Raw genomic sequence first — 20,459 nt, forward strand, 5'->3', positions numbered from 1 at the left:
GTTCGGAGACAACCATGAACCAAGCGCTTCCCCTCAGCATTTTGAATGCGCCCGAGGATCGTTACAGCACGCATCAGGTTTTGAATCAGGCTTTGCCCGCCAGTGGTTTCAATGCTTTTACGGGTGATCAGGTTTTAACTGAGGCCATTCGCCGCGAAGCCCCGTGGGCCGAATTGCGTTGTCAGGCTTTGGGGGCGGTGGCTGGTGATGAAAATGTTCAGGAGTTGGCCCGTTTGGCGAACCGTCATATCCCTGAACTTAAAACGCATGATCGCTTCGGCAACCGGATTGATTGGCTGGAATTTCACCCCAGCTGGCATGAATTGATGACCCTGGCCTGGCAGCACGAGGTGCCGAATTTAAGCTGGCGTACGCAAGAGAAAAACGGCCACTTCGCTCGTGCGGTCTTGTCCTATCTGTGGAATCAGGTGGAGCATGGTACGGGTTGTCCGACTGGCATGGCGTATGCGGCGTATGCCGGTTTCGAGGCTGAACCTGCTTTGGCGATCTGGGCGGACAAGCTCAACGGGACGCGCTACGAATACAGTCGTCGCGAAGTGGGGGACAAGCCCTCGGTGGTCATTGGCTATGCGATGACAGAAAAGCAGGGCGGTTCAGATTTGCGCGAGACGCAGACTACTGCGCGCTTCTCCCATAGCGCGGATTATCACGGCGCTACGGCGCATTGGTATGAGCTGAGGGGGCATAAGTGGTTTTGCTCAGTGCCGCAGTCTGATGGCTTTTTTACGCTGGCTAAAGTCAATGGTGGTGTTACTTGTTTCTTTTTGCCCCGTACCTTGCCGGACGGCAGCTATAACCGCTTTTTTGTACAACGCCTGAAGGACAAGGCGGGCAATCGTTCCAACGCGTCCAGTGAAGTGGAGTATGCGGGCACGCTGGCAATTCGGGTTGGGGAAGAAGGGCGCGGTATTCGGGAAATTCTGTCGCACTCGCATTTGACACGTCTGGATTTTGCGATTGGCTCGGCGGGTTTGATGCGACAGGCGCTGACCTTGGCCCTGCGTCACACGACATCACGCAAGGCTTTTGGAACCTCCATTGCCGATCGGCCCATGATGAGCAATGTGCTGGCGGATATGGCGGTAGAAGTGGAAGCGGCAACCTTGATGTCCTTGCGCGTGGCCAAGGCCACTGACCTGATGCAAAGCAGTGACCACGAAAGGTTGCTGGCTCGGGTGGCCACGCCTGCGGCTAAGTACTTCAATTGCTCGCGCGCCCCCTCCATTGCGAATGAGGCTTTGCAATGTCACGGCGGCAATGGCTTTATTGAAGAAAACCCCATGGCCCGTGTGTATCGAGAGGCCCCCTTGAACAGCGTTTGGGAAGGTACGGCGAATATGATGTGCATGGATGTGCGGCGCGCCATGATCAGAGATCCGCTTACGGTGGAGGCGGTTTTCAATGAAATCAGACCCTTGGCCGGGCAAGACAAGCGATTCGATGCACTGGTACAGCACACTGAGCGTTTGGTTCGGGCGGCAATCGAGGATGAGTTCCTGGCCCGCCCCATGACCGAAGCCGTCGCCCGCGTCTTGCAGGCGGCCGAGCTGCTGCGCTATAGCTCTCAAGAAGTGGTGGATGTGTTTTTAAGTACGCGTAGCGGCGGGGAAGTGGGGGCTTGGGGAGCGCATTACGGTACTTTGGGAGTGATGGCATCTTCGTCAGTCGCGCAGAAAATTATGCGCAGAGCGATGGTGACAGATTGATTTGTGCTGTTTGTAGATCCTGGAGTGAGCAGGGGCTATCTGGATCAAGTCCGGGATAGCCCTTGTTCTTTGAAGTCCGACGGCTTTGCAAGTAATGCAGCGTCAGTCTTACGCTGCTGTGCAGACTCTTAATCGGTGTCCATCCGGGTCCAGTGCAACGAATGTGCGCCCAAAAACGGCTGTCATGGGCTCTTGCTCTATGGTGATACCCGCAGTCACCCAGTTTTGATACAGCTGATCAACAGCCGCATCATCGTCCACTAAAAAAGAAAGCTCGGAGCGATGCCCAGTTCCGGATGATACAAAGCTGGCTGCCTGGGTAGACCACAAACCCAGGGTCAGGTCCTTGTTCAGTTCAAACGCGACATAGGTGGGGAAGGATTCAGCGGGCGCTTTTTGAAGCAGCTTCTCATAGAAAAGGCTGCTGGCGGCGGGGTCTTGGACATAGAGCAGCAAAAGGTTTGGGTGATTCATGATCGCTCCAACAAGGTGATTGAGCAGATCATTATGGGTGACCATGCTGCCAAAAAATGGCAGTATCTGGCATGGCCCGAGCAGAACGACTTCTTTCCCTTTTACAAGTGCTACGCCGACACAAGCGCCCGGTGAGTGGTGCGCGGCTGGCCCAAGAGTTGGGTGTCAGCATTCGGACCTTGTATAGGGACATTGCTTCCTTGCAGGCGCAAGGTGCCGATATAGAAGGGGAGCCGGGAGTCGGTTATGTGCTGCGACCTAGTTTCATGCTGCCACCCTTGATGTTTTCTCAAGCAGAGCTGGAGGCCTTGATACTGGGTTTTCGCTGGGTAGAAAAGTTTGCGGACGAGCCGCTGACCAAAGCGGCTGGCGATGCCATGGCCAAGATCTCTGCGGTCTTGCCCGATAGCTTGAGAGACAGCCTGGACAGCACCGCTTTACGGGTTGGGCCTAGAGTGATTCAGGATGCTGAGCTTGTTGATCTCGGCATTGCGCGTACAGCGATTCGTTTGCAGCGCAAGCTGCGCATCACTTATATAGACGGGGCAGGCCAGGAGTCGGAGAGAGTGATCTGGCCTTTTTCCTTGGGCTACTTTCAGCACTTCCGGATTCTGGTGGGCTGGTGCGAATTGAAAGGGGACTTCCGGCATTTCCGGACGGACAGGATACAGCGCTTGGTCTGTCTGGAGGAGTCTTATCCCCGGCATCGGGCTGACTTGTTCAAGCAGTGGCGGGCAACACAAACAGAGCTACGCTACGTGCCTGACACCTGACACCTGACACCTGACACCTGACACCTGACACCTGACACCTGATTCCTGTGACCTTGCTTTGTGAAAACCGGTTTCTCTGTCCTGATCGTCAAGCCCTCCTTGCAAGAGGGTTTTTTCTTTGCCAATTATTGTTATGTTATAACATCTCAAAATTGACAGAAGTCCTCTGCAAGGAACTGCCCATTGATGCCTCAAGGAAGAAGAGAAATGACGATGAACCTCGATAACACGCCAGTCGATCCCGCAGCCCGCATTCCCGTAACGGTTTTGTCCGGTTTTCTGGGTGCGGGCAAGACGACTTTGCTGAACCACATCCTGAACAATCGCGAAGGCCGCCGCGTGGCCGTTATCGTGAACGATATGAGCGAGGTCAATATTGATGCCGCTTTGGTTCGTGACGGTGGTGCCGAGCTATCGCGCACCGATGAAAAGCTGGTGGAAATGAGCAACGGCTGTATTTGCTGCACCTTGCGCGAGGACTTGTTGTTGGAGGTGGACCGTCTGGCCAAGGAAGGGCGTTTTGATCAGTTGGTCATTGAATCCACCGGCATTTCAGAGCCACTGCCCGTGGCTGAAACGTTCACCTTTGAGGGCGAGGATGGCCGCTGCCTGGGTGAAGTCGCGCGCTTGGACACTATGGTCACGGTAGTGGACGCCTTTAACTTTCTGCACGATTACAGCTCGCAAGACAGCATCCAGTCCCGTGGCGAATCTTTGGGTGAAGAAGATGCGCGTACCGTTGTGGACCTGTTAATTGAGCAGATCGAGTTCTGTGATGTGCTGGTTCTGAACAAGATTGATTTGATCAGCGAGCCAGAACGCGAGCGCCTGATGGCCATTCTGAACAGTCTGAATCCCCGTGCTCGTATTGAAACAGCCGAGTTCGGCCAGGTGCCCTTGGACCGCGTTCTGAACACCGGTTTGTTCGATTTTGAAGAGGCTTCCAAGGCCCCAGGCTGGTTGCAGGAATTGCGTGGTACTCATACCCCGGAAACCGAAGAGTACGGCATAGGCAATTTTGTTTACCGCGCCCGCCGTCCATTCCACCCGCAGCGTTTCAAGGCACTGGTCGAAAGTGAATGGCCTGGGGTGGTGCGCTCCAAAGGCTTTTTCTGGTTGGCGAACTTCCCGACTCTGGCGGGCTCCTGGTCACAGGCTGGCGCGGTGGCTCGCTATCACGTGGCGGGTTACTGGTGGGCGTCCATGCCGCCTGAACGCTGGCCGGAGGATCCCGAAGCGGTAGCGCTGATCAAGGAAAAATGGGACGAACGAGTAGGGGATGCGCGTCAGGAGCTGGTTCTGATTGGTATGGATATGGACGAGGAAGCACTGCGCGCCCGTTTCGATGCCTGCCTGTTAAGCGATGAAGAAATGGCCAGCGGCCCCAGCACCTGGACAACGTGGACGAATCCGTTTGCAGACTGGCCTTGATAGCGTTGAGGTCTTGCCAGGTCTTTGCCAGCGTGAGCAAGGCCTTTTGATTGGATGTTGAGTATGACTGTTGTACTTCCCGACCCGGCTTTGAATGATTCCTCCCATGGCCTGACTCCACTTTCCTGGGTGGGTATGGAGGGAATCGACCTGCCCATTACCGTGCTTGAACGAGGCTATAAGCAGCAGTTGCATGCGCGGGTGGATGCTCAGGTTGATTTGCCCTTGGCACATGTAAAAGGGATACATATGTCCAGGCTGTACCGCTTGCTGAATGACTTGCCGCCAGAACAGTCCTTGTCACCGTTAGGGCTGCGGCGTCTTTTGCAAGGCATGGTGGATAGCCAGCAGGACTGTGGAACGCGCAGTGCACGACTGTGTTTTCGCTTTGATTTATTGGTGCGACGGCCTGCCTTGGTCACGCAGGGTCTGGCCGGCTGGAAATCCTATCCCGTCGTCCTGGAGGCCAGGCTTTCGGACGATATGTTTATTTGCAAGGTGCAGGTTCAGATAGCTTATTCGTCGACCTGTCCTTGTTCGGCTGCGCTGGCTCGGCAGTTGATTGAACAGGGCTTTATGCAGGCCTTTGGAAAGCAGCCTGTCTTGCATGCAGATGAGGTAGCTGCCTGGTTGCACAAGCACGCCAGTCTGGCCACTCCACATAGTCAGCGTAGTCAGGCTCTGGTTCACATCCAAGTATCGGAAGACAGTGGGGATTTTGGGTTTTTGACGCTGATTGATCGCATTGAAGAGTCATTGGCAACACCCTTGCAAACCGCCGTCAAACGAGCAGACGAGCAAGCCTTTGCCGCCTTGAATGGTCAGAACCTGATGTTTGTGGAAGACGCGGCGCGTCGTATAGCAGCGGCCTTGGGGGACTATCAGAATCCTGGTGTTCAGGTCCGACATCTGGAGAGTCTGCATCCCCATGATGCAGTGGCGTTCAAAACTCCTGTATCGGAAGGGATGCCTTTTCTGCGACTGAGCGGGGGCGCGGCGCCATGAATGTTCTAGTCCTGCTTGTTCGCGGCTATCAGCTTTTTATTAGCCCATTGCTGGGGCCACGTTGCCGCTTTTATCCAACTTGCTCCCAGTATGCGATTCAGGCTTTGCAGGCGCATGGCCCCCTCAAAGGAACTTGGCTGGCTGCACGGCGCCTTGTTCGTTGTCACCCTTGGCATCCGGGCGGGCATGACCCTGTTCCAGCTCTTGATGATCGGGGTAGGCAATCGCTCAAGCAAGCAGGAGAAGACCGTGGGTAAGGATGCAGCACCAGAAGAGTCCATAGTTCAAGCCCAGCAAGCCATTGTGGAGAGTTTCCAGTTCCTGGGGAACTGGATGGCCCGCTACGAATATTTGATTGATCTGGGGCGCTCCTTGCCGGACTTCCCGGACGAATGGCGTACCGAGACGAACCGTTTGCATGGCTGTCAGGCACAGGTCTGGATGGTGTCTGAATTGCGTGATCACAAGTTGTTTTTTCAGGCCCGTAGTGATTCCGCCATCGTCACCGGCTTGTTGGCTTTATTGATGCAGGTGTACTCGGGGCGTTTGCCGCAAGAAATCCTGTCTCATCCCCCTGACTTTTTACGGGCAATTGAACTGGAGCAGCACTTGTCACCGAATCGCGCTAATGGCCTGTTTCACATGATGGAGCGGATTCGTTTGACGGCACAAGACGCTCTGGATGTAGAAGCCGAAAAGGTAAAACCATGACGCCAGAAATCCCGAAGGCCTCTACCTCCCGGACTGCAGAAACCGCCAGGCAGCATAATTTGCGCCATGCCGATTTGCTGCTCTGTGGCGCTACGGTAATGACTCCTAATGGGGCCGAGCGTATCGACATCGCCTGTGCGCAAGGCCGGATTACGGCTCTTGGTGATTTGCTGCCCGGTTGGAGTGCAGACTGTGTGCTGGACCTTAATGGCTTGCATGTTTTGCCGGGGGTGATAGACAGTCAGGTGCATTTCCGAGAGCCGGGGCTGGAGCACAAAGAGAATCTGGAAGCGGGTACACGGGGCGCAGTCCTGGGCGGCGTGACGGCGGTTTTTGAAATGCCCAACACCTATCCCTTGACCTTGGGTGCTGCCGATTTGCAAGCCAAGCTGGATGCTGCTCAAGGCCGAAGCTGGTGTGATCACGCCTTTTATATCGGTGGTTCTGCCTTGAATGCCGATTCCTTGCAGGAACTGGAACAGCTCCCAGGTTGTGCAGGCATCAAGGTCTTTATGGGCAGCTCCTTTGGAGACCTATTAGCGGATGAGGACGACGTGCTGCGTCGCATCTTGCGTCATGGTCGCAGACGGCTGGCAGTACACGCCGAGGATGAGGCCAGACTGCGTGGACGCAAATATATCGCCCTGGATAGTGGCGACGTGCGCCAACACCCGGTTTGGCGTGATGTGGAAAGTGCCTTGAAGGCAAGCCAACGCATTGTTCGTCTGGCGGCAGAGGAGAAGCGCCGATTGCACGTGTTGCATGTGTCTACCGCAGAGGAAATGCAGTTTCTGGCCGCGCACAAAGATCGCGTAACGGTGGAAGTCACCCCACACCATCTCAGTCTGCAAGCTCCCGACTGTTATGAGCGTCTGGGCAGTCTGGCGCAAATGAATCCCCCGGTGCGCGGGCAGGTTCATCAAGACGCGCTGTGGCAGGCGATTCGTTCGGGCGTGGTGGATGTCATTGGCAGCGATCATGCACCTCATACCTTGCAGGAAAAGTCTCAAGCCTATCCCGCCTCACCCAGTGGCATGACTGGCGTGCAAACCTTGCTGCCCGTGATGTTGAACCATGTACACGCAGGCCGCCTGAGTTTGCAGCGACTGGTGGATTTGACCAGTGCCGGACCTGCCCGGATTTTTGGACTGGAAGGCAAGGGACGCATAGCCCTGGGTTTTGATGCGGATTTCAGTATTGTGGATTTGAAGGCACGCCGCCGCGTCCGCAATGACTGGATTGCCAGCGTCAGCGGCTGGTCTCCCTACGACGGCATGCCAGTTGTGGGCTGGCCGATTCACACCATTGTGCGCGGCCATTGTGTTGTTCGTGATGAAGTCCTGGAAGGGCAGGCGCAAGGCAGGCCGCTGCGTTTTCTGGAAGTCCCTTAACCGCCCGTTCAGCAAGGAGTACGTCGTGACGGATTCAAAAGAGCTTAAAGAGCGAGGCCTGAAGGTGACGACGGCTCGTATCCAGATTCTTGAGATATTCCAGGCCCCCGGCATTCGTCATTTGACGGCAGACGATGTGTATCGCCAACTGATCCGGCAAGGCAGTGAGATTGGCCTGGCGACTGTCTACCGGGTGCTGACCCAGCTGCAACAGGCAGGCTTGCTAAAGCAGGTTTATTTTGAATCCGGCCGGGCGCTGTATGAGCTGGACGATGGCGAACACCATGATCATCTGATTTGCACGGACTGCGGGCGTGTGCAGGAGTTTCATGATCAGACGATCGAGCAGCAGCAAAAAATGATTGCTCAGGAGCGGGGCTTTCAGGTTATGGAACATAGTCATGTGGTGTACGGACGCTGCCTGAATCCGGATTGTGAATATCGCCCGGAACCCATGATGACAAGGAGAAAACATGAAGGCTAAAGGACAAGACACAAGATCTGCTGACAATATGGCAGTACAAATAAACCGCCGAATCTCGGTAGAGCAGGTGGAGGAGGGCCACGAACTGGCCCCCAAATTTGACGAACAGGGCCTGATTGCCTGCATCACGACAGACGCTAACAATGGCGAGGTCTTGATGCTGGGTTACATGAACCGGGAAGCCCTGGAAAAGACCATACAGACCGGTGAAGCCCATTACTGGAGTCGCTCGCGTCAAATGCTCTGGCATAAAGGTGCCAGCAGTGGACTGGTGCAGACGGTAGAGGAAATGCGTATCGACGACGACCAGGATGCGGTGTGGTTACGTGTGCGGGTAGCCGGTTCCGGGGCCAGTTGCCACGTAGGCTATCACTCCTGTTTCTACAGACAGGTGCCGGTTGGTGTCGAGCATAGCAAGGGTCAGGATCTGGTCTTTGTGGAGTCCGCCAAGACCTTTGATCCCAAAGACGTGTATGGGGATGTGCCCAATCCCACTGTGCTTTAAAGGGTGCTTATGCAACGGTTCCCATCGAGGCGGTTCATGCGGCCTTGATTGCCGGTTTTGGCTGGGTCATGGTGTACGGTGCGCTGACTGCCTTTGCTTTGGCGGCCTTAAGTCATCTGGTGTTTGGTTCCGCCAGGAAGAGTGCACAGGCGTGTTGCAGTCCTGGATAGGGGCAGGCACAAAAAAAGCCGGGCAAATGAGCCCGGCTTTTTCTTATGGATGCTGCGGTAAAAGCATTGCGTTTAGCCGATCCCCCCATGACTAGTGGGTGTCAGAGTTTCAAGCCTTGGCCAGGGCTCCCAGCTTCTTCTGGCTATTCGAGCGCCAGAACGAGTAGCTCAGTCCCAGCATCAGCAAGATGCACGCAATAATAAAGACCATGCTGATCGGGCGCTCCAGGAAGATCATGGGGTCACCACGAGAAAGCAGCAGGGCGCGGCGGAAGTTTTCTTCTACCATCGGTCCCAAGACAAAGCCCAGCAGCAAGGGGGCCGCCTCAAAGCGCAGGCGCATGAAGAAGTAACCCAGCACCCCAAACAGCAGCACGATATTCACATCGAACAGGTTGTTGTTGGTGCTATAGACACCCACGCACACAAAGAACAGGGCCGCGGGGTACAGGTACTTGAAGGGCACGGACAGCAGGCGCACCCACATGCCGATCAAGGGCAGGTTCAACACCAGCAGCAGGATGTTGCCCACCCAGAAACTGGCGATCAGGCCCCAGAACATATCGGCGTGCTCGACCACCATTTGCGGGCCAGGCTGGATGCCGTGAATGATCAGCGCGCCCAGCATCAAGGCCATGACCGGGTCGCCGGGAATGCCCAGGCTCAGGGTAGGAATGAAGCTGGTCTGGGTAGAGGCACTGGTGGCGGCTTCGGGCGAAGCAATGCCCTCAATCGCACCACGTCCAAAGCGCTCGGGGTTCTTGGCAACTTTCTTTTCCGTGGCGTAGGCAATGAAAGACGCAATGGTCGGGCCGGTGCCGGGCAGAATCCCGAAAGCCGCACCAATCGCAGTACCGCGCACCAGAGCGCCTTTGGATTGCTTGATATCGCCTTTTTCCGGACGCAGGGAACGGGTGGAGACTTTACCAATGGCCTTGGTGTGGCCGCTATTGATCCGGTTGATGTTCTTGAGAAAGTCCGCAATACCGAACAGGCCCATGGCCAGCGCCACAATCTGCAAGCCGTCCTGCAACTCCGGAATATTGAAGTCAAAGCGCGATACACCACTGTTCACATCCGTACCGACCACGCCAAAGATCAAACCCATGACGACCATGGCCACGCCCTTGATGGCAGAACCTTTGGCCAGTGTGGCACCGGCCAGCAGGCCCAGCATCATCATGGAAAAGTATTCAGCCGGGCCGAATTTGAATGCAATATCGACCAGCGCGGGCGAGAACAGAATCATGGCCAGAATGCCGATGGTGGCCCCAAAAAAGGAGGACAACATCAACATGAACAGAGCCGATCCGGCTTTGCCGTTGCGGGCCATGGGGTTGCCGTCCAGACACGCCACTGCGTGCGAGGCGGTACCGGGCAGATTCAGCATGATGGAGGTAATGCCGCCACCGTACTGGGAGCCGTAGTAAATACCGGCCAGCATGATCAGGGCGGCGGTCGGAGTCATGGCGTAGGTCAGGGGCAGCAGGATGGAGATGGCTGCCAGCACACCCATGCCGGGCAGCACCCCGATCAGGTTCCCCATGAACACGCCAAACACGGCCCACATCAGGTTGTCCAGTTGAAAGGCAACGCTAAAGCCGTGCATCAGGTTAGATAGAATTTCCATGGCTTAGCCCCAAGTAAACAGGGGGAATTGCAGCTCCAGCCCCCAGGAGAAAATAACCACACCCAGCAGCGTCACGAAAATGGACAGCAGCAGGGCAGTGAGCCAGGAATGTTCCTTGTCGCCCATGGCAGAGATGAACACCAGGGCAAAGGTGGCGGGAACCAGTCCGCCGTAGCGACCCAAAATAATGAAGACGATGATGCCGCCCACAATGGCCAGCCAGCCACGCCATTGTGGCGGGCCGTAGTCTTCCTCCTGCTCATCGTCGTGTGCGGCGGTCTCTACAAACAGGTACAGGGCGCCCAGCACAATCATCACGATGCCCAGCAGAAACGGAAAGTAGCCCGGTCCCATGCGGGCCATGGTGCCCAAGGAGTATTTCTGTCCCATCAGGACGGTAAATACGCCTACTCCCACCATCAGGCCAGCTGAATAATATTTTTGTCTGCTCATGAATCTCCTCATTCCCCTAAAGCAAGCACGATTTTTATAAACCCTGAAAAAGAGCGATTAAAAATGAGGCTAGCTTAGCGGAGCAGGAGAGGGCTTAGGGTGACAGTTTCATTACCTTTTGGTCATGTTTGCATGGCTTGGTAAGGCTTAAACAGGCAGCACAATGGTGACTTTCAAGCCGGATGCTCCTTTGGAGAAAATCAGCTCACCCCGGTGCAATTCAATAATGGCGGCAACGCTGGTTAATCCCAATCCAAATCCTTCACTATCATTATTGAATCTATAAAAATACTTGCCTACGTTTTCATATTCGCTTTCTGGTAATCCCGGGCCATCATCTTCCACAATGATGGAGATTTTATTGTCAAAGCGTTTTTTTATTTCAACGCTGGCATGGGAATGGGCGTATTTAACAGCGTTATCCACCAGATTGGCTAAAGCACTGGCTAATAAATTGCTGTCGCCATTAATAATGACTCTGTCGATTTTCTTTTTCTGCAGCGTGACGCCTTTCTCTTCAGCGAAAAAGCTGTACAGGTCCAGAACGTCTTCGGCAATCACTTCCAGATTGCAGGCCTTGAAGTTCTGTCTTTGCACACCGGCATTCAGCTCGGCAATTTGTAGCAGCTTGCCCAGCAGCACGCTCAGGTTCTCTACTTCTTCAATCGCGTCTTGCTGTGCTTGCCGGACATGCGGGGGGACGCCAGGCAGGTTCTGGGTTTCACGCAGCTTGCCAACGATGCGGGTGAGCGGGGTGCGGATATTGTGGGCCACGGTATCGGAGATATGCCGCGCGCCTTGCATCAGGCTCTCGATCTTGTCCAGCATGCGGTTGATGTCGTGGTGGATCAGACCAAAGACGTCCTCGCTCTCGGAGGTGATGCGCTTGGAAATATCCCCCGCACCCACCTGTTCCGTCAGCAGGCGGATGCGGCCTACGCGGTATTTCAGCTCATTGCTAAAGACATAGGCGCCCAGAATTACCAGCATCAAGGCCAGGATCATGGAGGTGACGATGATGCGGCTAAGCATGGCGCGCAGCTCGATCAAGGTGCCCAGCTCGTGGCCGACCACCAGGGTTTCGCCGCCGGACAGTTTGGTGACGCGGACATTGCCTTCGGATAGCGCGTCGATATGCTTGATCTGCACTTCCACCACCTGTCGTTCTGGCAGGTTGTTCAAGCCGGGGATCTCGCTGATATTGCCCACCAGGGTGTGATTGAATTCGTCCAGCAGCAGATAGATTTCCTGGCCCGAATCAATCCGGTCCGAGAGGGTTAGCTCGATCATGCGCAGGATCTCTTCGCGCCCGCCGACTTCGTAGGCAATGCTAAGACGCTGTACGGCGACGTTGATTTGCCGCAGGTGCTCATCGCGCAAGGCTCCAAACACCTGAACGTAGAAGAAGCCGATTAAAAAGAGCGTGGTGAAGATGGCCAGGATGCTGTAGTTCAAGGTCAGCCGGAAGGAGGTGGACTCCCACAGGCGTTTGATGAAATCAATCATCGCAGCGCTTTAGCTTGAAACCGTCGATGCTGTCCTTGTCGCTAAGTACATAGCCACGGCCACGCACGGTATGGATCAGGGGCGTGGCGCCTTCCTTGTCCACCTTGCGCCGCAAACGACTGACCAGCACATCAATCACATTGGATTGCGGGTCGAAGTTGTAGCCCCAGACCACTTCCAGCAGCATGGTGCGGGTAACGATCTTGTGGCTGTTCATCAGCAGGTAGGACAGCAGCTTGATTTCGCGAGGCTGCAGCTCCAGCACCTCGTCGCCACGGGAGATTTTCTGGTTGCGGATATTCATGACCAGATCATCCACCTGCAGATTCTTGATTTCTGCATTGTCACTGCTGCGGCGTATCAGGGCATGCAAGCGGGCGGCCAACTCCTGAAAGGAAAAGGGCTTGATTAAATAATCATCGCCACCGGCTTTCAAACCATCAACTTTGTCGTCTACGCCGGATAAGGCACTTAATACCAGTACAGGGACTTTTTTACCTAAAGATCGCAAAGTAAAAAGAATGGACAGGCCATCGACATTATTGGGTAGCATGCGATCCAGGATAATCACATCCCATACGTCTTTCATGGCATTTTCCAAACCGGAAACGCCGTCATGACTGGTCACCACCGAATAGCCCAGCTCGGATAAGCCATTCACTAAATACCGGGCATTTTCCCGGTCGTCTTCAATCAGTAAGCAATTCCACATTTGGCTTCTCGGAGATTTATGAAGTGGCAGACTCATCCATTCCAGAAATGGATTGATCAAAAAGGCTGATCCCGACTATGAGGTGAACATGACAAAACGGTAATGTTTGATGTCAGGAAATATAAATATTGATTCATCCTGTTAACACCGTCATGTGCTCTGAATTATAGGAGTAATTAGTCAGCACATTACTCTAATAAAAATCTCAGGGCTGTCGGGCTGGAAATCCGGAAATGCGCCGGAAATTGTCTGGGATGTTTGTCCATTGGCTAAAAAATGCGGGTGGCGCTATGAGGCCCAATACAAGGTGGGCTCTATTCCTGGATTGGGGAGGTCGCCTTACTCTCTGCAGGTGACCACAAAGCATGGAAGTGATGGACCGGACCTTGCCCCAAGCCAATCCGCAATTGGTCAGCCGCGGCCAAAGCGCCATTCAAGTATTCCTTGGCCAAGCCTACCGCGGTCGGTACGCTGCGGCCCGGTAGCAGAGCAGCAATGGCGGAGGACAGCGAACAGCCCGTGCCATGCGTGTTGCGTGTCGGAATGCGTGGCGACTGAAAAACATGGCTTTGCCCTTGGCCTTGCAGCAAATCCACACTGTCCGGGCCGTCCAGATGGCCGCCCTTTAACAGCACCCACTCAGGGCCCAGCAAGCACAGTTCGCTTAAGGTGCTGTGCATCTCTTGCAGTGAGGCGGGTTCCGGTTTGTGCAGCAGATCGCCCGCTTCGGGCAAGTTGGGGGTAAGCAGGGTACACATGGGCAGCAGCCTGTCGCGCACGACGGACACGGCTTCGGGGCTGAGCAAACGATCCCCGCTTTTAGCGACCATGACCGGGTCCAGCACAATCGGGCAGTCCAGACCGTGATGGTGCAGGCGGTCTGCAATTGCTTCCGCAATCCCTGCATTGGCGATCATGCCGATCTTGATGGCATCCACGCGAACATCCTCAAACACCGCATCCAACTGGTCCGCCACAAAGTCCGGCTCCAGCGCCACAAAACGCCGCACACCCTGGGTGTTTTGCGCGACCACGGCGGTAATCACGCTCATGCCATAAGCGCCCAAGGCATACATGGCTTTCAGATCAGCCTGAATACCGGCACCGCTGGTCGGGTCCGTGCCCGCAATACTCAAGACATTGGGAATCATGCTTGGCCTGCTTGATCTTGAGTGGTAGCCAATGCCAGTGCCCGACGGGCAACTCGTACTACATCAAAGCTGTGTGCCACATCCAGACTGTCCAGTTCCGCATTGCTGAACCAGCGCGCGTCCAGAGCGTCATCGCCTGCTTGCGGCTCACCTTGCTGCCAGCGAAACAGCACGGCAATCAGAATGAAATGCGAATAGGCCAAAGGTCTGGCGCTGGGTTCGCGGTCAAATACATCCAGCGCATCAAAGAGCTGCATGGCCTGGCCTTGTACGCCGGTTTCTTCGGTCAGTTCCCGATGGGCCGCCGCCATGATGGTTTCGCCCGCGCGAATCTTGCCACCCGGAAAGGCCCAGCGTCCTGCATCGGGGCGATTGGCGCGGCGTATCAGCAAAATCCGGTCTTGATGGATGACGGCAGCCAGGGTGGCGGCAACCGGGCCGATGGGGGAGGGAGAGTGGTCAGAAGACAAGATAGCAACTCCTAGTCAAGGATAGCCATCCGGCAGCAAGCGGCGAGCAGGTACAGACCCGTCCCTTCGCCGGCATGACCCGGATCAGGTTCAACGGGTCACTGCGGTGCAATCTGCTCGGGCAGTTTCTCAGCCTGCTCGCCAGGCTCCCCTCGGTGAAAAGACCGTTTCTGTAAAAACGGTCTGGGCGAGTATACCTGTCTTTAGCCTATAACTCCCCCGTCAAAAACTGCGCCCGCCCACGCCCGAAGGACCAGTCTGCATCGCTGTTTTCTACCAGAGCGATGATCAGGTCATTGGGCGACACGCCACAGTTCTGTTCCAGCCGTTCTGCCAGCAAGCGGTAGAACTGGACTTTCTGACTCTCGCTGCGGGGGCGGGACACGATGTGCAGCAGTACCACCTTGTCGCTACGCGGATAGCCCAGGCCGGTGTCTTCCAGTATCAGCTCGCCGGGACGGTGCTGGGTCACGCACTGGTAGCGGTCGCTGGCGGGAACATCAAAGGCTTGCACCATAGCTTGATGCGCGGTGTCCAGCAGCAGGCGCAGCTCTTTGTCGTTGCGGCCTTGGATCAGATCAAATTTCAGTAATGGCATGATGGTTCATTCTTGATTGGTACTGCGGTCTGCAAGGCCGCTGGAACTGATAGCCATATCGTCGTAAATCAGACGTTCGGCTTCGATTAGCAAATTCGACAACTGTTGATAGGCGGCGACCCATCCATCTATGAGCTCGTTGCCTGTCATCCTCGCGATCAGCTCTTCGCGTATGGCCTGCAGCTGGCAAGTGCTCATCATTGGGTCATGCTCGGGCTGGATCTGTAGAGCGAGGTGATTGTTGGCGATCTGGCTGACCAAGGGGCTCATCGGTGGGGAGTCGCGCAGTATCAATTCATAAAAATAGGTGGTCAGGGCTTTGTCGCCGCTTGCCAGCAGCGGGGCAGCGGTCCTGATGATGTCGCGTTGAGCGTCCGTCACCATAAGATTCAAAAGCCGGGCAAGACGTGGCTTTTTTTACAGTGTTCAAGATAGACAGCTGGGCGAGTCATGGTTTCAGTCTCCTGGTTTGAGGGCGGGATAGCAGGGCTATCGATAGGGAAGATAGAAGACTGATTGGATCAAGTAAAATGATGAATAATGATTATATGAATCACTAATAATGATAAAAAAGCGATTCATGTAGGCGAGGCCTGGATGAGCCTGCGGTTTCTTGCGAACGATCAGCGGGTGTTACTTGTTGCCCTTGGATGGCTTGATGATGAAGGTTGCACGCCTGTCGCTTGGCGTTCTGAGAAGAACTTTCTGTTTATCAATCACTAAAAAAGATTTTATTAATCAGTATTCATCATTTTACTTGATCTGTTGCTGCGCCTATCGTCAGGGCTTCTAAACGACGGTTCTTGGCACAGCCAAGGCTCTGAGGCCACTGTGACACAGGCCCAGGCCTGCAGGCGACAAGGTGACTGCCGACACTGGCCGCTTGTACCTGTTGGGCAAGTGGCTCACGACGTATCACTCTCGGTATTGCACTGTAGAGGACTTGCCCCCCGGTGACCTTTTCAAGGAGCTAATCATGCAATTGCGAGACAACGGACTCAGGTTCTCGCCCATCACTATTGTGCTGCACTGGCTTGTAGCGGCCTTGCTGTTTTCCATTCTGGGCTTGGGGGTGGCCATGGCCCAAAGCCCCGGCGATGTGCGATTGGTGCAGCTGCAAAATCTGCTGGGGACGCTGTTGTTCCTGATTTCCATCTACCGCTTCTGGGCACGTGTGACCTCTTTTCACCCCTTGCCGCTGGGCTCGCCCAACCCGGTGGAAGTAATAGTGGCCCGCTCCGTGGCGACAGCCCTGGCCTTGGCGATGGTGCTGCTGCCCGTCGCCGTCTGGCTATCCCGTGCGGCGGCTGGCGTGGCGGTGGAGTTGCCCGGTGGCCTGGCGTTACCGACCGTGATCAGCCCGAATGAGCAGGTCAAAGCCGTGGTTGATGTGCTGTTCAATATTGGCGCCACAGCCTTTTTGGCAGGGCTGGCCTTGCACCTTTTCGGGGCATTCAAGAATCATTTTGTACTGAAGAATCTGGCCTTGCGTCGCATCTTGGGCAAACAGGTGGAGTTGTAAATCATGAGCGAAGCAAATCGAGACTTTGCGGGCAATGTCATTACGGATATGTGCGGAGTGCAGTACCCGATTTTTCTGGCGGGCATGGCTGCGATTTCCGGGCCGCAATTGGTGGCGGCGGTAGCGAACGCGGGTGGGATGGGTGTGCTGGGTGGCTTGCGTCTGGCTCCCTTGATGCTGCGTAAGTGGCTGCGGGAAACCAGGGCACTGACGGACCAGCCTTTCGGGGTGAATGTGGTGCCGCAGTTTGGTGGCCCGGAGGTGTTCGAGGCCCAGTTTCAAGTGATCTTGCAGGAGCGGCCTCGCATCCTGTCGCTGTTCTATGCCGAGGACTATTCCGCCGACATGATTCCCCGCGCCAAAGACGCCGGCATGATTGTGATGGTGCAAACCGGCACGGTGGCTCTGGCTCGTAAAGCGATTGCGCATGGGGCCGACATTATCGTGGCCCAAGGCAGTGAGGGTGGTGGCCATCTGAATCGCGGCACCATTGGCCTGATGTCTTTACTACCCGCGATTCTGGACTGTGCGCAAGGTCGTCCCGTACTGGCGGCAGGCGGGATTACGACCCGCCAGGATGTCAGGGCGGCCATGAGCCTGGGGGCTTCCGGCGTATTGGTGGGCACGGCCTTTCTGGCCAGCGAGGAGTCCAACGCGCATCCGCTCTACAAGCAAAAGATTCTGGAAGCCAGTACGGACGATACGGAATATCGCACTGGCTATTCCTTTGGCTGGACGTACGGCACGCCGCATCGGGTGATTCCCAACCGCGACAAGTGGAATGTGCTGCGTTTGGTTGGAGGCGGGGCACGGGCGATTGATAAGGACAGAATGGCCAGGAAACTGTCTTTGTATGCCGGTCAGGGCGTGGGCAAGATCCACAGCATTGTGCCTGCGGCAGAGCGGGTCGAGGAGCTGGCCTTGGGCTTGTACTGACGCTTTACTGCGGCATAGCCTGTGCGGAGCGGCTGGACAGACCCACAGGCTGATCGGTCAACTCAATAGTGCGGCTTCGCCTTGATCCAGTTTGGGTAATTGGGCGAACTGCGCTTGAGCCAGGGCCACAAAGCTGCGCAGGGCCGAGCCAGGATTGGCATCAGCACGACGGATAAACACGGTTTTTACCCGCGCAAGGTCAGGCGGCAGTTCGTGGCACTGCACGGGCAGGCGCAAGCTGCTGTTCTGGGCGACCGCTTTGGGCAGCAGGGTAATGCCCATGCCCGAGGCTACGCAGGACAGAATGCCGTCCAGTGTGCCCATTTCCATGATCTGGTTGGGCACCAGCCCAGCCTGATAAAACCAGTGTTCCAGCGTAGAGCGGTAAAAGCAGCCGGTTCTAAAGACCAGTACGGTTTGTTGGGGAATTTTTTCAATCAGGGCAGGCAGGGATTCCACCGCCTTGCTGCTGACCAGCACCAGTTCTTCTTCAAACACTTCTTCTTGAGTCAGGGCGGCGTTTTGATGAAAGCCACCGACAAACGCACCATCGAGCTGGTGGGTCTCAATGGCCTTGATCAGCTCGGCCGTGGTGCCGGTTTGCAAGGACAACTGAACCTGGGGATAGCGTTCGCGGTATTGGGTCAAAACCTGGGGCAGACGGATGGCGGCCGTGGTCTCCATGGAGCCCAGACGCAGCAGACCGCTGGGAGCGCCAGTGTCTTGCAGGGCGGCACGGCTTTCTTCGGTCAGTTGCAAGATACGGCGGGCGTAGGCCAGAAAGGTATGGCCAGCCGGAGTCAGCACCACACCACTTTTCTGGCGTATGAACAATGGCTGTTCCAGTTCGGCCTCCAGTTCTTTGATGCGCATGGTGACGTTCGATTGCACGGTGTGCACCTTCTGGGCAGCGGCAGTAAAGCTGCCATGCTCGGCAACCGCACAAAAAATCTGTAATTGACGCATTTCCATCTCGGCCATTCCATTTCTGAAAGTGATGTGTGGATTTCTAATCAATCACTTTATGGCATTCTTGATGAGTCGTAAAGCGCTTTGGGGGGGCTTACAGTTGATTGCGGTAGTTCGCCGGGGTGTGACCAAAGCTGCGTCTGAACAGGCTGATAAAGGCACTGGGGCTGGAATACCCCAGATCATAGGCAATGGTGGCGACAGGGGCACCGGCTGCCAGCATTTCCAGGGAGCGCATCAGGCGGGCGCGTTGACGCCAGGCGGTGAAGTTAAAGCCGGTTTCTGTCACGAAACGGCGGCTTAAAGTGCGCAGGCTGACCGCCGCCCAGTCGGCCCAATGTTCCATGCCCTGATTGTTGCTGGGGTCGGCAATCAGGGCGCGGGCAATGCGTTGTAAACGCGGGTCCTGGGGGAGCGGGAGCCCAAAAGGTTCGATGGGCAGACTGCGGATTTCATCCAGGATGACGGAGGCAATATGAGCCTGGGCTTGGGGCAAGGGCGCGGCGGGAATCAAATCCCAGGAGCAGGCGCGCAGCACGGCTTCACGCAGCAGGCCGGAAGTGCGCAAGGTGCAGGCCTGGGAAGGCAGATCGGCGCAGGCTGCTTCGTCTATATAGACGCTCCAGCCATGAAAAGGGCCGTGCGATTGGCCCGAGTGCAGGACGTGCGGCGGCAGCCAGACGGCATGGATGGCGGGTACTACCCAAACGGCGTCCTCCACTCCAACGGACAGCAGGCCGCGCAGGGAGCCGAACAACTGCCCGCGAGCGTGTTGATGGGGGCGGGAGGACAGCTCCGAGTCATGGTTGCCGGTGACGGCGAACAGGACGGGGTGCTCGGGAAAGTTCAGAAAATCATGCAAACCAATCTTGCGTTCAGGCATGGCGTAATTTTGTTATCTATTGACCGATATAGTGTACAACTGCCAAAACCTTTCTGCTTACACTGAAAACCTTGATGAATAAAGGAGTGACACATGCAAGCCCATGACATTCTTCCCGATCACGCCAGTGAAGTTCAGATTGATGGCACCACCATTCGTAAAGGCACGGTAGGCGCGTTTCTGGCTAATGCTGCCGCCTTGCGCCAGCCTGATGTCAGCGACGCTCAACGCCAGCGCGCCTTGAACGATATTGTGGCGGCCTTGCCGGCTCTGAAAGCACTAGGCTTGTTTGATGCCTTGGAGATTCGAGATCCTCAACTGCGCGATTTTGTGGAGTCCAGACTGTGATGAGAGGTGAAGGCGCAACGGTTCGACCGTATTTGTTGCGCGATACCGCTTGGCTGTATTTACCTAGCGGCTTGATGCATGCTTTCGGAAGCCCTCCGCATCTGGGCGTGCGCCGCTTCGATGTTGGCTGTCTTTACTGATGGCAAGGAGCCGCTTATGCAAGTTGATGACACGCAGTTTCCATTGGTGTTTCTAAGAGAACACAGCTCGCAGCAAACGCCGCAACAGGCGCAGGATCAATTGGAGGCCTTGTTGAATCGGGGCCAACGCTTTGTCTTGCTGACTGACAGGTTGGGCGGTGGGGACCATGCCCATGAGGAAAGCCACGAGGATCGCAAGCAACGCGCCTTGTTCTTCAAGCAGAACAAGCAGCGCTTGAAGGATTTGTGCGCTGGCATGGTGGTGATCAGCAAAGGGCGGGCCATTCCTGCCGCCGCACGCCTGGCACAGCAGACCTTGGGCCGGGTGCTGGGCCTGCAATTCAGCTTTGTAGGTGATGAAGGCGAAGCCAGGCTTGAGGCCAGTCGTTTACTGGCCCGTTAAATTGCGGGCGGCATGGCTGCCAGAAAGAGGGTATCCGATCAAAAGAGGGACCACAGGCCGTGTGACG

Annotated in this window: 24 protein-coding genes and 1 riboswitch; of the genes, 13 read left to right on the top strand and 11 right to left on the bottom strand. The window is 55.8% G+C overall.

All coding sequences use genetic code 11. From position 1 onward, the window contains the following. The first annotated feature begins 14 nt into the window (after positions 1-14). Positions 15-1,727, top strand: a complete 1,713-nt coding sequence (locus WFM49_RS06100) for an acyl-CoA dehydrogenase family protein (RefSeq protein WP_336972301.1) — start codon at positions 15-17, stop codon at positions 1,725-1,727. A 108-nt stretch (positions 1,728-1,835) separates the two neighbouring features. On the opposite strand, the gene WFM49_RS06105 is transcribed toward WFM49_RS06100, so the two are convergent. After that, positions 1,836-2,201: a VOC family protein gene (locus WFM49_RS06105; protein ID WP_009454661.1), complete on the bottom strand. Its 366-nt coding sequence runs from the start codon at positions 2,199-2,201 to the stop codon at positions 1,836-1,838. 71 nt (positions 2,202-2,272) lie between these two features. On the opposite strand from WFM49_RS06105, the gene WFM49_RS06110 reads away from it, so the two are divergent. The 8 genes from WFM49_RS06110 (at position 2,273) to hisI (ending at position 8,501) form a co-directional block, all read left to right on the top strand. Beyond that, positions 2,273-2,974 carry a helix-turn-helix transcriptional regulator gene (locus WFM49_RS06110; protein ID WP_031232155.1) on the top strand — a complete coding sequence of 234 codons (702 nt, stop codon included), beginning with the start codon at positions 2,273-2,275 and terminating at the stop codon, positions 2,972-2,974. A gap of 213 nt (positions 2,975-3,187) precedes the next feature. Beyond that, entirely contained in the window at positions 3,188-4,405 is a 1,218-nt protein-coding gene (gene zigA / locus WFM49_RS06115; protein WP_268378353.1) for a zinc metallochaperone GTPase ZigA, read from the top strand. Between the two features lie 63 nt (positions 4,406-4,468). Next, complete coding sequence (gene folE2 / locus WFM49_RS06120) at positions 4,469-5,410, top strand: GTP cyclohydrolase FolE2 (protein WP_336972308.1); 942 nt, start codon at positions 4,469-4,471, stop codon at positions 5,408-5,410. After that, complete coding sequence (gene yidD / locus WFM49_RS06125) at positions 5,407-5,667, top strand: membrane protein insertion efficiency factor YidD (protein WP_321292933.1); 261 nt, start codon at positions 5,407-5,409, stop codon at positions 5,665-5,667. Before folE2 ends, yidD begins: the two co-directional genes overlap by 4 nt. Further along, positions 5,564-6,121 (top strand): SufE family protein, encoded by a 558-nt coding sequence (locus tag WFM49_RS06130; RefSeq protein WP_336972312.1) that lies wholly within the window; start codon positions 5,564-5,566, stop codon positions 6,119-6,121. Before yidD ends, WFM49_RS06130 begins: the two co-directional genes overlap by 104 nt. Further along, positions 6,118-7,512 (top strand): dihydroorotase, encoded by a 1,395-nt coding sequence (locus tag WFM49_RS06135; RefSeq protein ID WP_336972314.1) that lies wholly within the window; start codon positions 6,118-6,120, stop codon positions 7,510-7,512. Before WFM49_RS06130 ends, WFM49_RS06135 begins: the two co-directional genes overlap by 4 nt. 25 nt (positions 7,513-7,537) lie before the next feature. Beyond that, positions 7,538-7,996: a ferric iron uptake transcriptional regulator gene (gene fur / locus WFM49_RS06140; protein ID WP_115635190.1), complete on the top strand. Its 459-nt coding sequence runs from the start codon at positions 7,538-7,540 to the stop codon at positions 7,994-7,996. A gap of 28 nt (positions 7,997-8,024) precedes the next feature. Beyond that, a complete protein-coding gene (hisI, locus tag WFM49_RS06145) occupies positions 8,025-8,501 on the top strand; it encodes a phosphoribosyl-AMP cyclohydrolase (RefSeq protein WP_250757090.1) in 477 nt (158 codons plus the stop codon). 279 nt (positions 8,502-8,780) lie between these two features. Here the strand turns inward: hisI and WFM49_RS06150 are convergent, their stop codons facing one another. The 8 genes from WFM49_RS06150 to WFM49_RS06185 form a co-directional block, all read right to left on the bottom strand. Further along, positions 8,781-10,301, bottom strand: a complete 1,521-nt coding sequence (locus WFM49_RS06150) for a tripartite tricarboxylate transporter permease (protein WP_021446689.1) — start codon at positions 10,299-10,301, stop codon at positions 8,781-8,783. Positions 10,302-10,304: 3 nt separating this feature from the next. Continuing rightward, entirely contained in the window at positions 10,305-10,754 is a 450-nt protein-coding gene (locus WFM49_RS06155) for a tripartite tricarboxylate transporter TctB family protein (protein WP_336972317.1), read from the bottom strand. A 147-nt stretch (positions 10,755-10,901) separates the two neighbouring features. Then, positions 10,902-12,260, bottom strand: a complete 1,359-nt coding sequence (locus tag WFM49_RS06160) for a sensor histidine kinase (protein ID WP_336972319.1) — start codon at positions 12,258-12,260, stop codon at positions 10,902-10,904. Continuing rightward, entirely contained in the window at positions 12,253-12,972 is a 720-nt protein-coding gene (locus WFM49_RS06165) for a response regulator transcription factor (protein ID WP_035268013.1), read from the bottom strand. Before WFM49_RS06165 ends, WFM49_RS06160 begins: the two co-directional genes overlap by 8 nt. Before the next feature lie 314 nt (positions 12,973-13,286). Beyond that, positions 13,287-14,123, bottom strand: coding sequence for a bifunctional hydroxymethylpyrimidine kinase/phosphomethylpyrimidine kinase (gene thiD / locus WFM49_RS06170; protein WP_336972322.1), 837 nt, complete (start codon positions 14,121-14,123; stop codon positions 13,287-13,289). After that, the gene (locus WFM49_RS06175; protein WP_009454635.1) at positions 14,120-14,593 is read right to left on the bottom strand and encodes an NUDIX hydrolase; all 474 of its coding nucleotides are present in this window, start codon (positions 14,591-14,593) and stop codon (positions 14,120-14,122) included. Before WFM49_RS06175 ends, thiD begins: the two co-directional genes overlap by 4 nt. Positions 14,594-14,637: 44 nt before the next feature. Then, positions 14,638-14,756: riboswitch (TPP riboswitch) on the bottom strand. A gap of 45 nt (positions 14,757-14,801) precedes the next feature. Then, positions 14,802-15,191, bottom strand: coding sequence for a tautomerase family protein (locus WFM49_RS06180; protein ID WP_009454633.1), 390 nt, complete (start codon positions 15,189-15,191; stop codon positions 14,802-14,804). Between the two features lie 6 nt (positions 15,192-15,197). After that, the gene (locus WFM49_RS06185) at positions 15,198-15,575 is read right to left on the bottom strand and encodes a hypothetical protein (protein ID WP_250757094.1); all 378 of its coding nucleotides are present in this window, start codon (positions 15,573-15,575) and stop codon (positions 15,198-15,200) included. Positions 15,576-16,167: 592 nt separating this feature from the next. Between WFM49_RS06185 and WFM49_RS06190 the strand changes: the two genes are divergently transcribed. Next, complete coding sequence (locus tag WFM49_RS06190; RefSeq protein ID WP_336972324.1) at positions 16,168-16,713, top strand: cytochrome b; 546 nt, start codon at positions 16,168-16,170, stop codon at positions 16,711-16,713. A gap of 3 nt (positions 16,714-16,716) precedes the next feature. Continuing rightward, the gene (locus WFM49_RS06195; RefSeq protein WP_009454630.1) at positions 16,717-17,649 is read left to right on the top strand and encodes an NAD(P)H-dependent flavin oxidoreductase; all 933 of its coding nucleotides are present in this window, start codon (positions 16,717-16,719) and stop codon (positions 17,647-17,649) included. Positions 17,650-17,706: 57 nt separating this feature from the next. Here WFM49_RS06195 and WFM49_RS06200 read toward each other — a convergent pair whose 3' ends face one another. Next, a complete protein-coding gene (locus WFM49_RS06200) occupies positions 17,707-18,615 on the bottom strand; it encodes a LysR family transcriptional regulator (RefSeq protein WP_336972327.1) in 909 nt (302 codons plus the stop codon). 97 nt (positions 18,616-18,712) lie between these two features. Continuing rightward, positions 18,713-19,501, bottom strand: a complete 789-nt coding sequence (locus tag WFM49_RS06205) for an AraC family transcriptional regulator (RefSeq protein ID WP_035267993.1) — start codon at positions 19,499-19,501, stop codon at positions 18,713-18,715. A gap of 93 nt (positions 19,502-19,594) precedes the next feature. On the opposite strand from WFM49_RS06205, the gene WFM49_RS06210 reads away from it, so the two are divergent. Then, positions 19,595-19,849: a hypothetical protein gene (locus WFM49_RS06210; RefSeq protein WP_009454626.1), complete on the top strand. Its 255-nt coding sequence runs from the start codon at positions 19,595-19,597 to the stop codon at positions 19,847-19,849. A gap of 156 nt (positions 19,850-20,005) precedes the next feature. Next, positions 20,006-20,392, top strand: a complete 387-nt coding sequence (locus tag WFM49_RS06215) for a hypothetical protein (RefSeq protein WP_336972331.1) — start codon at positions 20,006-20,008, stop codon at positions 20,390-20,392. Positions 20,393-20,459: the final 67 nt, after the last annotated feature.

Origin of the sequence: Alcaligenes sp. PF14, from assembly GCF_037150615.1 — a bacterium.
Lineage (GTDB): Bacteria > Pseudomonadota > Gammaproteobacteria > Burkholderiales > Burkholderiaceae_B > Alcaligenes > Alcaligenes phenolicus.